We start from the raw sequence: 12,441 nt of genomic DNA, 5'->3' as shown, positions 1-12,441 counted from the left end.
ATGGGCTTCGTCTTCCTCGTCTCCGCCCTCGACTGGCTCAGATGAATGCAGACACGGCCTAACGCTGGAGTGTCTCAAGATACCGCGCCATCAGCACCAGCCGTTCGGGCGTTGGGGTCTGCACGCCGGGCGAGGTTTCGACCATGACCATCGTATCCTCCAGCAGCAGGCTGCCGAATTCGGGCATGGCGCTGGGGCCGCGGGTGTAGCCGTCGATCTGACTCATGACCTCCACCAGCGGAAACGCCCCGCCGTTGCGTTCGCTGAGCAGCGTCAGGTCCGGTGGCGGCACGTTCATGCCCGCAGCGGCAGGGCCTTCGCCGCGCGCATCCGCACCATGGCACGACGCGCAGTGATCCGCGAAATCCTGCCGGGCGACGTCAAGCCGTGTGACCGGCACGTTCTGGCACGCGGCCACCCCGATCCCCGTAACGGCGATCACGGCCATAGCGGCTTGTTTCATGTGCTGCCCCCTATCCGTTTCGGGCACCCTAGCATGGCGGACGCGCTGCACAACGCCACGATCACGCCGGAACGAGCACACCCGCCTGCAACCGGAGCCGCCGGTCCATGCGTGCCGCCAGATCGGGGTTGTGTGTGGCCACCAGCGCGGCCAGCCCTTCATCCCGCGCGAGACCGAGCATCACCGCAAACACCTGGTCCGCCGTGCCGGGGTCGAGATTGCCGGTGGGTTCATCCGCCAACAGCAGTCGCGGGCGGTTCGCAAGTGCGCGGCAAAAGGCGACGCGCTGCTGTTCGCCCCCCGACAGAGCCGCGGGCCGGTGATCCGCGCGCGCCGCCAGCCCGACACGGTCCAGCAGTTCGGCCGCCCGCGCCCGCGCAGACCTGCCCGCGATGCCTGCCGCCATTTGGGGCAAGGCCACGTTCTCCAAGGCCGTGAACTCGGGCAGCAGGTGGTGGAACTGGTAGACGAAGCCGATCTCTGCCCGCCGCAGCCCCGTGCGTGCCCGGTCGCCCATTCCCGCCACATCGCGGCCGCCGATGCGCACCGCGCCCCCGTCGGGCCGGTCCAGCAGCCCGGCGATGTGCAGGAGCGTGGACTTGCCCGCGCCCGACGGAGCCTCCAGCGCCACGATCTCGCCCCCGTTCAGCGTCAGGTCGACACCTTGAAGCACCGCCACCTCGGCCACGGAGCCGCGGTTGTAGATGCGCGTGATCCCGTCCAGGGACAGCACCGGGTCAGCCATGGCGCAGCGCCTCCACCGGATTCATGCGCGCGGCCCGCCGGGCGGGGAAGATCGTCACCACGAAGGACAGGCCCAGCGACAGCGCCATCGCCGTCGCCACGTCGCCCATGCGCAACTGCGCGGGCAGGTAATAGATCCCCCTGATCGACGGGTCCCACACGCCGCCGCCCGACACGCCGTTCACCAGCGCGAAGATCGGGTCGATGTAGATGGCGAAGAGACAGCCCAGCACGACGCCCGCGAGGGTGCCCGCCACACCCACCGAGGCGCCGCAGATGAAGAAAACCCGCAGCACCGCGCCCTCGGTCAGCCCGATGGTGCGCAGGATGCCGATATCGGTCTGCTTGTTCTTCACCAGCATGATGAGGCCGGACACGATGTTCATGGCCGCGATCAGCACCAGCACGGACAGGATGACGAACATCACGTTGTCTTCCACCTCCAGCGCGCGCAGGAAGGCGCCCGAGGTGTCCTGCCACGTCTGGAAAGCGCCGCCAGGTCCTGCCGCCTGCCACAGGCGCGGCATCACGTCCGGCAGCGCCTCGGGATCGGCGAGCAGAAGCTCGATCTGGTCGGCCACCCCGTCGCGGTTGAAATAGGACTGGGCCTCGGCGAAGGGCATGTAGATGCGGGTTCCGTCGATGTCGTAGCGCCCGGCGGAGAAGATATAGACCACCTCGTAGACCCCGACCCGCGGCGACGTGCCGAAGGGTGTCCGCGCCCCGTCGGGCGAAAGCAACCGGATGCTGTCCCCCACGCGCAAACCAAGCTGGCGCGCGATCCCGCTGCCCACGGCGACGCCGTCGCCATAGCGGGAAAAATCGCCCTGCCCCATGTCCTCGGTCACGATCCGAGGCAGCGCGGCAACGTCGTCGCCCGCCATGCCGACGACCTGCGCCCCGATGTTGCGCCCGTCCGCCCCGGCCAGTACCTGCCCGCGCACCACCGGCGCCGCGTGTGTGACCCCCGGCACGGCCCGCAGCACCGCGGCCCGGTCGGCATAGTCATCCAAGGTGTTGGTGCTCGTCCCGTCCTCGTTCGTGCGCGTGAAGCTGTAGTAGGTCACATGGGCGTTGGCTCCGAGGATCGTGTCAACGAATTCCGTTCGAAAGCCCGAGCGCACCGCCAGCGTGGCGATCAGCGCGAAGACAGCGAGCGTGATGCCGATGAGCGAGATCCAGGTCATGACGCTGACCCCACCCTCGGCACGCGTGGCGCGCAAGTAGCGCCAGGCGATCAGCCATTCATGGGCGGCGAAGGGTCGGGGCATGGGCAAGGGGGCAGGCTCCTGATGGCTGCCCCCTTCTGTCGCGCCGCCGCGCGACCGTCAATCCGTCAGGCCGGGTCCATCCCCGGCGGGGTCGCGGGGGCGGAATGGCTCGCGTCGCGGGCCAGGATGCTCCAGATGACCGCACCAAGCACCCCGCCCGCAAGCGGCGCCAGCCAGAAAAGCCATAGCTGCTGCAAGGCCCCCGTCTGCGCGAAGAAGGCGACGCCGGTGGACCGCGCTGGATTGACCGACGTGTTCGTGACCGGAATGGACACCAGGTGGATGAGGGTCAGGCCAAGCCCGATGGCGATGGGCGCGAACCCAGCCGGTGCCTTCGGTGACGTCGCGCCAAGAATGATGACAAGAAATATCGCGGTCAGAACAACCTCGATCACCAGCGCCGACATCATCGCGTACCCCTGCGGAGAGGCGGCGCCGTACCCGTTCGTGGCGAATCCGCCGGTACCGGCGAAACCTGTCTGGCCGGAGGCCACAATGAACAGGACCATGGCGGCGGCCGTAGCCCCCAACGTCTGCGCCGCCCAGTAGGGCAGCAGATCGCGGTATTCGAACCGCCCCGCCACGGCGAGACCAAGTGAAACCGCCGGGTTGAAGTGCCCGCCGGATATGTGTCCGACGGCATAGGCCATGGTCATCACGCTTAACCCGAAGGCCAGACTGACCCCCAGCCAGCCTATGCCGACGGACGGCACACCGGCCGCAAGAACGGCGGCGCCGCAGCCGCCAAATACAAGCCAGAAGGTGCCAACAAATTCTGCAAGAAGTCGATTTGTCATGAGCTCGTGTCCATATCTGAGCAACGCGAAGCCTCCTGCTTCGCGCAGCGGAATGATGGGTGAGCTTGTGCTGCCGCCAAAGCGAAAAAGACGTCCCTGACACCTTGTCGCGCAGGTTGCGCGTGGGCGCGCGGCACGCCGTCCGGTGCGATGGGCCTGCCGTCAATCGCCCGGCCGCGCGCCGACAACAAGTTGTCATGAAACGCGGTTAACAGAGCTTTGCGGCCACAGGCTGTGCGCCGCGCCCCCGTCATTGCCCATGAAGGCCAGTTCCATGCCCCTTGCAAAGTACCTTTCGATCATTGCGCTCGCCACCGCGGGTCTCGCGGCCCTCCCTGCCGCGGCCAGCCCGCTGCAATTCGACACCATCGCCAGCGGCGCGGTGTCGAGCGCGGGACAGCGCACCCCGAACATCCTCGAGGGATCGTTCCGCAACAACTACTTCGTCTTCGATCTCGCCGACGCCCCGATGGCGGCCGACCTGTCGCTGACCATCATGTCGAATGGCTCCTATTCGGGGCTCGGCGCGCTGGACACCGTCACCTTCAGCCTTTTCGCCGTGTCCGATGCCACCCGTGACGCGGTCGCCGCCAACATGGGCGGACGGGATGTCTATGCGGATCTCGGGGATGGCGCGGTTCTCGGATCGATCAGCGTGCCGACCCCCGGCGCGAGCGGCGCTATGCCCGCACTGACCATCGATCTCGGCGCGGCCAAGGATGCGTTCAATGCTGCGCGCGGCGGATTGTTCGCCCTTGGCGGATCGACGGACGTGACAGGCGGTGCGCAGTTCCTGTGGCTGTCGTCGAACACTCTGCCCGTGGCGCGACTGGATGTGGCGCCGGTTCCGCTGCCCGCTGCGCTGATGCCGATGCTGACGGCCCTGGGCGGCCTGGCAGCCCTGCGACGCGCGCGCCGGGGCTGACACTCCGCCGGGGAGGCCGGGTTCCACACGGGTACCCGGCCCGTCAGGCATATCACCGATCAGATTGCCGCGTAGATTTCCGCGATCCGCGCCACGGCGGCTTCGGGGGTCAGTTCGACACTTTCGCCGGACCGGCGCGAGGTGAGTTCGACCACACCGGATTTCAGTCCGCGTGGCCCGACGGTGATCCGCCAGGGCAGACCGACGAGGTCCATGGTGGCGAACTTGCCCCCGGCCCGTTCGTTGCGGTCGTCGTAAAGTGGCTCCAGCCCCCGTGCCGTCAGTGCCGCGTAAAGCTGATCGCAGGCGGCATCGGCTTCGGCATCGCCCTGCTTGAGATTGACGATGCCGCAATGGAACGGAGTCACGCCCTCGGGCCAGATGATGCCACGGTCGTCGTGGCTCGCCTCGATGATAGCGCCGACAAGGCGGCTGACACCGATCCCGTGGCTGCCCATGTGCACTGGCACGCGTTCCTGTTTCTCGTTGACGACGGTGGCCCCCATCGCATCGGAATACTTGGTCCCGAAATAGAAGATCTGCCCGACCTCGATCCCCCGCGCGCGGCGGCGGCGGTCTTCGGGCACCTCGGCGAATACGGATTCGTCGTGGGTTTCGTCGGTGCGGGCGTAGCGTGCGGTGAATTCCTCAAGCACTGCGCGGCACTGGTCGACGTCGTCATAGTCGATAGCGCGGTTGCCGAATTTCAGGTCGGTGATGGCACTGTCATAGAACACCTCGGACTCGCCCGTTTCGGCAAGCACCAGGAATTCGTGGGTGTCGTCGCCGCCGATCGGCCCGCTGTCGGCGCGCATCGGGATCGCCTGCAGCCCCAGCCTCTCGAACGTCCGCAGGTAGCTGACGAGATGCCGGTTGTATGCGTGCAGCGCGGCGTCTTTCGTCAGGTCGAAATTGTAGCCGTCCTTCATGTAGAACTCGCGCCCCCGCATGACGCCGAAGCGCGGGCGCACCTCGTCGCGGAACTTCCACTGGATGTGATAAAGCGTCAGGGGCAGGTCCTTGTAGCTGCCCACATGGGCGCGGAAGATGTCGGTGATCAACTCCTCGTTCGTCGGTCCATAGAGCATGTCGCGCCCGTGCCGGTCCGTGATGCGCAGCATCTCTTCGCCATAGTCGTCATAGCGGCCGCTTTCGCGCCACAGGTCGGCCGATTGCAGGGTCGGCATCAGCATCGGGATGTGCCCGGCCCGGACCTGTTCCTCGTGCACGATCTGCTCGATCCGCTTGAGCACCTTGAACCCCAGCGGCAGCCACGAATAGATCCCCGCGCTCGCCTGCTTGATCATGCCCGCCCGCAGCATCAGCCGGTGGCTCACGATCTGGGCTTCCGAGGGCGTTTCCTTGAGCACGGGCAGGAAATAGCGGGACAGACGCATGGGGACCCCTTTGCAGCGTTGACGCACGCCGCCGCGCTTAGGCGAAATGCCCCCGCCGCACAAGCACCCCGGCCCAAGCCGCGGGTTGCACGGGGCGGGTGCATGGGCGATGAATGCGCATCGGACATTGGGGGCAGCATGGCACTTCCGGCGCGGGAGCAGGCGAAATACTGGGGCATCGCGGCGGTCGTTTTCTTCGTCGTGCTATGGGTGCTTGGCGATGTGTTGCTGCCCTTCGTTCTGGGCGGCGCCATCGCCTACCTGCTCGACCCGCTGGCAGACCGGCTGGAGAAGTGGGGGCTTTCGCGCGTTCTGGCGACTGTCGTCATCACGGCCCTGATCCTGCTGACCGCGACGGTCCTGATGCTCCTGGTGCTGCCCGCGTTGATCCGACAGGCGATCGACCTTGTGAACATCGCGCCGCAACTGTTCGACAACCTGCGCGGGGCGCTGGAGACGCGCTTTCCCGGCCTGATGGACCAGGGCGCCACCCTGAAGGACACGATCCCCGAACTGGGCGACACGATCCGTGACAAGGGCGTGGCCCTGCTGGAAAACGTGGTCAATTCGGCCATGAGCCTCGTGAACATCGTCATACTGGTGTTCATCGTGCCAGTCGTATCGTTCTACCTGTTGATCGACTGGGACCGGATGGTCGCGGCCATCGACGATCTCGTGCCGCTCGACCACGCACCTGTGGTGCGCCGGCTAGCGTCCGACATCGATAGGACACTGGCATCCTTCATCCGCGGACAGGGCCTGGTCTGCCTGATCCAGGGGACTTTCTATTCCATCGCGCTGATGCTGGCGGGCCTGAATTTCGGGCTGGTCGTCGGCGCCATCGCGGGGCTGATTTCCTTCATCCCCTATGTCGGGTCGCTCGTCGGCGGTGGGTTGGCCATCGGGCTGGCCGTGTTCCAGTTCTGGGGCGATCCTGTAATGATCGCGCTGATCGCAGGCATCTTCTTCTTCGGGCAGTTGGTCGAGGGCAACATCCTGACCCCGAAGCTCGTGGGCAGCTCGGTGGGCCTTCACCCGGTCTGGCTGCTGCTGGCGCTGTCGATCTTCGGGGCGCTGTTCGGCTTCGTGGGGATGCTCGTGGCGGTGCCGGTGTCGGCGATGATCGGCGTGGTCGTGCGGTTTCTCGTTTCCGAATACCGCAGCGGTCGGCTCTATCTCGGGCTCAAGGCGCTGGAACGGGACCCGGCGCTGTCGGAAGATCCGGTGCTCGATCCCGGCGCAGAGGACACATCGCCCGACGACGCGGCCCCCGAAAACGTGACCCCGGCGGGCAAGGCGGCGGGGTGATGGGACCGGCGCAACTCACGCTCGATCTGGCGCCCGATCCGCGGCTCGGGCGGGCCGATTTCATGGTGACACCCGCGAATGCCGCTGCGCTGGCCTCGGTCGATGCCGTGGCGGACTGGCCATCACGGCGGATGGTCGTGGCCGGCCCCGCCGGGTCCGGGCGGACGCATCTTGCCGCGATCTGGGCAGCGGACCGGGGCGTGACGCCGCTGCGAGGCGCCGGGTTCACCCGGCCCGCCCCCGCCCCGGCCTATGCGCTCGACGATGCCGATGCGGTCGCGGGCGATCCCGTCGCCGAGGAAGCCTTGTTCCACCTGCTCAACAGGGCGGAGGCCGATGGCACGCCACTGCTGATGACGGCGCGGGACGTGCCCGGCACATGGGGGATCGCGCTCCCGGATCTCGACAGTCGGCTGCGCGCCTGCCCGGTGGCACGGCTGGACCTGCCCGACGACGCGCTGCTGACCATGGCGCTGGTGAAACTGTGCGACGACCGCCAGCTTGCGCTCGACGACCACGTGCTGCGCTATATCGTGGCGCGCATGGACCGGTCGCTTGCTGCGGCGGCACGGATCGTGGACGCGCTTGACCGCGTTGCGCTGAACCGGCAGAAGCGCGTCTCGCGGCCCATGGCGGGCGACGTTCTGGCGCAGATGAAGCAGACCCGATGCCCCTGACCGACCTCAGTGACGCCGCCGGTACCGGCGGCGCGGCGAATTTCCTTGGCACGCCCTGCCCGCCGCCTGTCACGCTGGACGATTTCGACGCCACCGGACCCGACCGGTTCTTCAACCGCGAATTGTCGTGGCTCGCGTTCAACTGGCGCGTGCTGGAAGAAGCCGAGAATCCGTCCGTGCCATTGCTCGAACGGCTCCGCTTCGTGTCGATCTCGGCGGCAAATCTGGACGAATTCTACACCGTGCGCGTGGCCGGCCTGCGGGAACTCGCGCGCGAGGGCAACACCACGCCCGCCGCCGACGGGCTGACCCCGGCGCAGCAGCTTGTGATGATCGACCGCGACGCGCGCACCCTGATGCAGACCCAGCAGCGCGTATTCGGCCAGTTGCGCCGCGAGATGGAAGCCGAGGGCATCCGCATCGTCACGCGCAACCGGCTGACCCGCGCCGATCGCAGCTACCTCGAACAGGTGTTCCTGACGCAGGTCTTCCCGGTGTTGTCGCCGCTGGCCATCGACCCGGCGCACCCGTTCCCCTTCATCCCCAACACCGGGCTGGTGCAGGCGCTGATGCTGGAGCGCAAGTCCGACGACAAGGAACTGCGCGCCCTGCTGCCCATCCCGCAGCAGATCAACCGGTTCGTGCGTCTGCCGAGCAAGCCGGACGAATACCGTTTCCTGCTGCTCGAAGACCTTTTGCTGCTTCATCTCGGCAGTCTGTTTCCCGGCTACCGGCTGGTGGGCGACTGCCAGTTCCGGGTGCTGCGGGACAGCGACCTGGAAGTGGAGGAAGAGGCCGAGGACCTGGTGCGGGAATTCGAGACCGCGCTGAAACGCCGCCGCCGGGGCGAGGTGGTCCGGCTGAAGATCTCTGCCGGCGCCCCGTCCGAACTGCGCGCCATCATCAGCCGCGAATTGCGCGTCACCGAGGACGAGGTGATCGAGGTCGGTGGCATGATCGGCATCGTGGACGTGAAGGAACTGGTGATCGACGACCGGCCCGACTTGCTGTGGCCATCCTACACGCCGCGCGTGCCGGAACGGGTGCAGGACCACGACGGTGACATGTTCGCCGCGATCCGCCAGAAGGACATGCTGCTGCACCACCCCTACGAGACCTTCGACATGGTGGTGCGGTTCCTGACCCAGGCGGCCCATGACCCGGACGTGCTGGCGATCAAGCAGACGCTCTATCGCACGTCGCGCGACAGCCCTATCGTCGCGGCCCTGTGCGAGGCGGCGGAGGACGGCAAGTCGGTCACCGCGCTGGTGGAACTGAAGGCACGATTCGACGAGGCGGCGAATATCCGCCAGTCGCGCACGCTGGAACGCGCCGGCGCCCATGTCGTCTATGGTTTCGTGAACTACAAGACACACGCCAAGATCAGCAGCGTCGTGCGCCGCGAAGGCGACCGGCTGGTGACCTATTCCCACTACGGCACCGGCAACTACCACCCGATCACCGCGCGCATCTACACAGACCTGTCGTTCTTCACCTGCGACGACGCGCTGGGGCGGGATGCCACCAAGGTGTTCAACTACCTGTCCGGCTACGCCCCGCCGCAGGCACTCGAGAACCTGTCGATCAGCCCGCGCGACATGAAGGCCGACATCATCGCCATGCTGGAAGCCGAGGCCGCCCATGCCCGCGCCGGGCGCCCTGCCCATGTCTGGATCAAGATGAACGCGCTGATCGAACCCGAGGTGATCGACGCGCTTTACGCCGCAAGCTGCGCAGGCGTGCAGATCCTGTGCGTGATCCGGGGCATCTGCGGTCTGCGCCCGGGCATCAAGGGCCTGAGCGAGAACATCCGGATCAAGTCCATCGTGGGCCGGTTTCTCGAACATTCGCGAATCGTGTGCTTCGGCAACGGGCACGGGCTGCCCTCCCCCGGCGCGCGGGTGTTCTTTTCATCCGCAGACTGGATGGGCCGGAACCTCAACCGCCGGGTGGAAACGCTGGTGGAGTGTCACAACGCCACCGTGAAGGAACAGATCGTCAGCCAGATCATGGCCGCGAACCTGCATGACGAGGCGCAAAGCTGGGTCCTGCAACCCGATGGCCAGTTCTTCCGGGATCGCGCGGCGGCGGCCACCGGGTTCAACTGCCACCGGTTCTTCATGCAGAACCCGTCGCTGTCGGGGCGCGGATCTGCCGGGGCGGCGGATGTGCCGCGGCTGGCGCGGGACCGGGATGCACCATGACGGTTGACCCGGCAAGCCGCATCGCGGCAGGTTAACGGCGAACACCGGAGGCAATATGGACGGCGCGGTGGAAAACACTCCCGATGACTGGGGGCCGTTCGGGCGGCCGCTGTTCGGCGATCCGGCAGTGCGCAACCTGTCGCGCGTGGGCGTTGTCGATGTCGGGTCGAACTCGGTCCGGTTGGTGATCTTCGACGGCGCGGCACGCAGCCCGGCCTATTTCTACAACGAAAAGGTGATGTGCGGACTGGGCGAGGGCCTGTCCCTGACCGGACGCTTGAACCCTGAGGGAAAGGTCCGCGCGCTGGACGCGATCCGCCGGTTCCAGACATTGGCCGAGGGGCTGGACCTTGCCCCCCTGTCGGCTGTCGCCACCGCCGCCATGCGCGATGCCGAGGATGGCGACGAATTCCGCGCCGAGGTCGAACGCGAAACGGGCCTGTCGCTGTACGTGATCGATGGCCCCGAAGAGGCGCGCCTGTCGGCACAGGGTGTGCTGCTGGGCTGGCCGCGGGCCGAGGGGCTGGTCTGCGATATCGGCGGGTCGTCCATGGAACTCGCGCATGTCGCGAATGGTGCGGTCGGGGCGCGGGCCACGAGCGCGCTCGGCCCGTTTAAACTGCGCAACCTGCCGGGCGGCCGCAAGGCGATGCGCGCCCATATCGACGCCGAGCTCGACATGCTGCGCACCCGGATGGGCACCCTGCCCGACAGGCTTTTCCTCGTGGGTGGGTCGTGGCGCGCGATTGCCAAGCTCGACATGACGCGTCGCAACTACCCCCTTAAGGTGCTGCACGAATACCAGATGCGTCCCGCCGACCTGCGCACGACCCTGAAATGGATCACCGATACCGACGCCGTCGCGCTCAAGACCATGAGCGGCGTGTCTGGCACGCGCCTGTCGCTGGTTCCCTATGCCGCCGAGGTTCTGGCGGGGGTGCTGCGCGTGCTCAGGCCGCGCGAGATCGCCGTATCCAGCTATGGCCTGCGCGAAGGGTTGCTCTACGAGCAGATGCCGCAGGTCCTGCGCGACCGCGATCCGCTGATCGAAGCCGCGCGCTTCGCGGAGGCGAAGGATTCCCGTGTGCCCGGATTCGGCAAGGTGCTCTACCGCTTCATCCGCCCGATCTATTCCCGCACGCCCGAAAGCCGCCTGCGCTTGATAAAGGCCGCATGCCTGCTGCATGACGTGAGCTGGCGCAGTCATCCCGATTATCGCGGGGACGTGTGTTTCGACTACGCGACGCGGGCAAACTTCGGCGGTTTGAGCCACCCGGAGCGGATCTTCCTCGGCCTGTCGCTGATGCACCGCTACAAGAGCACGCGCAGCCCCGAAAGCCGGTTCGAAGACCTCGTGGCGATGATGGATCCCGAGGACGTGAAGCAGGCCGAGATCCTGGGCCGGGCCATGCGCTTTGGCGCGATGTTCACGGCGCAGAAGGCCGACCACATGGGTACGCTGCGCTGGCATCCCAACCGCAAGCGGCTGGTGCTGTCCATCGGCCCGCAAGCCATGGCGCTCTATGGTGAGGTCGCGCAGGCGCGTTTTGCGGCGTTGGCCAAGGCGCTGGGGGCGGAGACGGAGGTCGTGGCCCTGCGCCGCGCCATGGCCGACGACTGAACGCCCCGGACCACCGGTAGCGGCCGACCCCAGAACATCATGGACCGCCACGGATGCACAGTGGACGAAACTGCCCCGCTGCCCCCGCGCAGCGCGATCAGGTCGCGCGCTGCGCCCGGACCTCTTCCCACGCCGCATTGATGGCGATCAGCCGCTGTTCAGCCATCTTGACGGCCTCTTCCGGCACGCCGCGCGCGGCCAGCTGATCGGGGTGGCAATCGCGCACCTGTTCGCGCCACGCCGAGCGCAGCTCGGCATCGCTGGCGTCGGGCGACACGCCCAGAATGGCGTAAGGGTCGCGTTCGCCCCCATCCACGAACCGCGCGCGCAGGCGGCGGAACCGCAGGTCGTCCAGCCCGAAAATGCCTGCGACGTCACGCAGGAACGCATCCTCGTCGTCGTGGTAATCGCCATCAGCCAGCGCGATGTGAAAAAGCCCCTCCATCAGGTCGCACAGCGCAGGATGGCCGGGGCCGAACATGGCGGCGATCCGCCTTGCATATGCGTCGAACCCGGCAACGTCCTGGCGGGCAAGGTTGAAGACCCGCGCCGCGTTCGCCTCTTCGCCCGGCGGGATGCGGAACACGTCGCGGAACGCCGTGACCTCGGATTTCGTGACGGCGCCATCGGCCTTGGCCATCTTCGCCCCCAAGGCGATGACGGCGATGGTGAAGGCGACCGACCGTTCCGGCGGGCTGCGCAACTTGTCGAACACCGCCGAAAGCGGCTGACCATCGCGCAAGGCGGCAAGAGCAGCGGATATGCGGGACCAGATCGACATGGCGAGACGCTATCAATTGTGCGGCACCGCATACAGTCGAAACCGCTGCGGCCATTTCGCAAACACCCACGGGACGGAATGATAGATTAACAAATTGTTTGACCAGAAAAGGGCGCGTGCCTATCGTGGCGTTAACGAATGCAAAGAGGGAGACACCCATTGAAACACTTGGCATTTGCTCTTGCCTTAGGCCGTGTCTGCAATCAAGGGATTCCCGTTTGGTCTCATTTCTGATTCAAGATCGAAAACGGAG

Annotated in this window: 11 protein-coding genes; 5 read left to right on the top strand and 6 right to left on the bottom strand. The window is 66.7% G+C overall.

Translation table 11 applies throughout. The features are described from left to right. Positions 1–58 precede the first annotated feature (58 nt). From DDE13_RS20705 to aqpZ, 4 genes are all read right to left on the bottom strand, one after another. Complete coding sequence (locus tag DDE13_RS20705) at positions 59–463, bottom strand: c-type cytochrome (RefSeq protein ID WP_111406123.1); 405 nt, start codon at positions 461–463, stop codon at positions 59–61. A gap of 61 nt (positions 464–524) precedes the next feature. Beyond that, positions 525–1,208 (bottom strand): ABC transporter ATP-binding protein, encoded by a 684-nt coding sequence (locus DDE13_RS20700; protein WP_111406122.1) that lies wholly within the window; start codon positions 1,206–1,208, stop codon positions 525–527. Next, complete coding sequence (locus DDE13_RS20695) at positions 1,201–2,478, bottom strand: ABC transporter permease (protein WP_111406121.1); 1,278 nt, start codon at positions 2,476–2,478, stop codon at positions 1,201–1,203. The genes DDE13_RS20700 and DDE13_RS20695 overlap by 8 nt, the downstream gene beginning before the upstream one ends. 65 nt (positions 2,479–2,543) lie before the next feature. Then, positions 2,544–3,275 carry an aquaporin Z gene (aqpZ, locus tag DDE13_RS20690; RefSeq protein ID WP_111406120.1) on the bottom strand — a complete coding sequence of 244 codons (732 nt, stop codon included), beginning with the start codon at positions 3,273–3,275 and terminating at the stop codon, positions 2,544–2,546. 274 nt (positions 3,276–3,549) lie between these two features. On the opposite strand from aqpZ, the gene DDE13_RS20685 reads away from it, so the two are divergent. Then, a complete protein-coding gene (locus DDE13_RS20685) occupies positions 3,550–4,200 on the top strand; it encodes a hypothetical protein (RefSeq protein WP_111406119.1) in 651 nt (216 codons plus the stop codon). A gap of 59 nt (positions 4,201–4,259) precedes the next feature. On the opposite strand, the gene proS is transcribed toward DDE13_RS20685, so the two are convergent. Continuing rightward, positions 4,260–5,597, bottom strand: coding sequence for a proline--tRNA ligase (proS, locus tag DDE13_RS20680; RefSeq protein WP_111406118.1), 1,338 nt, complete (start codon positions 5,595–5,597; stop codon positions 4,260–4,262). 138 nt (positions 5,598–5,735) lie between these two features. Here proS and DDE13_RS20675 point away from each other — a divergent pair, with 138 nt between their 5' ends. Genes DDE13_RS20675 through DDE13_RS20660 form a run of 4 tightly spaced genes read left to right on the top strand, consistent with a single transcriptional unit; the run spans position 5,736 to position 11,407 of the window. Then, positions 5,736–6,905 carry an AI-2E family transporter gene (locus DDE13_RS20675; RefSeq protein WP_111406117.1) on the top strand — a complete coding sequence of 390 codons (1,170 nt, stop codon included), beginning with the start codon at positions 5,736–5,738 and terminating at the stop codon, positions 6,903–6,905. Continuing rightward, the gene (locus DDE13_RS20670) at positions 6,905–7,582 is read left to right on the top strand and encodes an HdaA/DnaA family protein (protein ID WP_111406116.1); all 678 of its coding nucleotides are present in this window, start codon (positions 6,905–6,907) and stop codon (positions 7,580–7,582) included. The genes DDE13_RS20675 and DDE13_RS20670 overlap by 1 nt, the downstream gene beginning before the upstream one ends. Next, complete coding sequence (locus DDE13_RS20665) at positions 7,573–9,786, top strand: RNA degradosome polyphosphate kinase (protein ID WP_111406115.1); 2,214 nt, start codon at positions 7,573–7,575, stop codon at positions 9,784–9,786. The genes DDE13_RS20670 and DDE13_RS20665 overlap by 10 nt, the downstream gene beginning before the upstream one ends. Positions 9,787–9,841: 55 nt before the next feature. Beyond that, positions 9,842–11,407, top strand: a complete 1,566-nt coding sequence (locus DDE13_RS20660; RefSeq protein WP_111406114.1) for a Ppx/GppA family phosphatase — start codon at positions 9,842–9,844, stop codon at positions 11,405–11,407. Between the two features lie 97 nt (positions 11,408–11,504). Here DDE13_RS20660 and DDE13_RS20655 read toward each other — a convergent pair whose 3' ends face one another. Next, positions 11,505–12,188 (bottom strand): TerB family tellurite resistance protein, encoded by a 684-nt coding sequence (locus tag DDE13_RS20655; protein WP_111406113.1) that lies wholly within the window; start codon positions 12,186–12,188, stop codon positions 11,505–11,507. Positions 12,189–12,441 lie beyond the last annotated feature (253 nt).

Origin of the sequence: Meridianimarinicoccus zhengii (assembly GCF_003254465.1) — a bacterium.
GTDB lineage: Bacteria > Pseudomonadota > Alphaproteobacteria > Rhodobacterales > Rhodobacteraceae > Meridianimarinicoccus > Meridianimarinicoccus zhengii.
This window is presented reverse-complemented; position numbering and strand designations above follow the sequence as displayed.